The sequence below is a fragment of the Oscillibacter sp. CU971 genome, from assembly GCF_905219725.1.
In the GTDB taxonomy this organism is placed as follows: domain Bacteria; phylum Bacillota; class Clostridia; order Oscillospirales; family Oscillospiraceae; genus Oscillibacter.
In genome coordinates this window covers 1-1,376 of the sequence record NZ_CAJMXG010000486.1, presented here as the reverse complement: position 1 = coordinate 1,376, position 1,376 = coordinate 1, and the positions used below count along the sequence as shown (strand labels likewise).

Annotated in this window: 1 protein-coding gene and 1 pseudogene; both read right to left on the bottom strand. The window is 64.8% G+C overall.

All coding sequences use genetic code 11. From position 1 onward, the window contains the following. Positions 1-799: pseudogene (locus JX325_RS16800) on the bottom strand (DNA translocase FtsK); the annotation flags it as partial. A 30-nt stretch (positions 800-829) separates the two neighbouring features. After that, positions 830-1,376: undecaprenyl-diphosphate phosphatase (locus JX325_RS16795; RefSeq protein ID WP_204792168.1), on the bottom strand; the 547-nt coding region annotated here is incomplete at its 5' end.

The following is a 1,376-nucleotide window of genomic DNA, read 5'->3' as shown; positions in this document are numbered from 1 at the left end:
GCTTTGGGGCGGGGGCCGCTTGAAGCACCTGGTCCGGTGTGGGCTGGGCGTCGGCCTTGTGGCGGAAGAAGCCGGTGAATTTCCCGGATTTCTCCGGCCTCGCGGGCCGCTCCTCGCCGTCCAGGGGGATGTCGATCTGGGGCTTAGGCCCGGCGGCGGCCCGGCGCTTGGGTGGGTCCACAGGGGTCAGGCGGATGGCGGGCTCGGGCGGCTCCTCATAGGGCAGGCGGTTATTCCGCCAGCCGGCGAAAGCCGCCAGGGTCAGCCGCAGGGACACAAAGAGCAGGGCCACGAACAGAACGGTAAATAAAATCACCGAGGCCAGGGAGGAAAACACGGCGGCGGACCCGTTGGCCAGCACGCCGGAGACGGCTCCGCCGGACTCCAGGGCCACGCCGTCGGCCCAGATGGCCCCCAGCATCTTGAAGAAGGAGGGCTCATAGACCTTCTTGCAGAAAACCAGATGGGTCAGGCAGCCGAACAGCGGCGGCAGCAGCAGGGCGCAGGTGGTCCGCAGCTGGACGGGGCGGCCCCGGTGGAAAATCAGGATCAGCCCCGCCAGTACCAGGGCGGGACCCGCCAGCCAGTAGCCGTAGCCGAAGAGGCCCTTTAGAAGCTTAGCGAAAAAATCCAGGAACAGGGCGTTGACGCCGAAGTAGCCCACAAAGACGCACAGAGCCAGCACCAGCAGCACGCCGCCGGTAACCTCCCGGCGGATGGGCTGCTTCTGCGGGGGCTTTTTGGTGGATCTGCCGCCGGTTTTTTTGGCGGCGGGTTTCTTTTGTGAAGAGGAAGCCACGGTTATGTACCTCCGAGAGTCCGAAATTGGTCACTTCTGTGTGAAGATCAAGGCCAGGGTGACAATGCCCGCCAGCCAGCAGTAATAGGCGAAGAAGCCGAACTTCCCCTTGTCCGCCACCAGCTTGATTAGGCGGATGCAGGCGTAGCCCACCACGGCGGAGACCACCACGCCCACAAGATAAACCGGCACCTCCGCCCAGAGGATATCTCCCTCCAGCGCGTCCTTGAGACTTAGGATGTTGGCCCCCAGAATGGCGGGGATGGACATGAGGAAGGAGTAGCGGACGGCAAATTTCCGGTCAAAGCCCACGAAGCACCCGGCGGTGATGGTGGTGCCGGACCGGGAAATCCCCGGGCAGGTGGCCACAGCCTGCCCCACGCCCACCAGCAGGGCGTCCAGCATTGTCGCGGATTTCTCCGTCTTCCGCCCCCGGCGCACACGGTCGCTGGCGAAGAGGAGGCAGCCGGTGGCCAGCAGCGCGAAGGCCACGAAGTACATGTTGTCCCCCAGGGACTCGATGGTGTCCTTGATAGGCAGCACGGCGAAGAGGGGCAGGGTGCCCACGATGATCAGC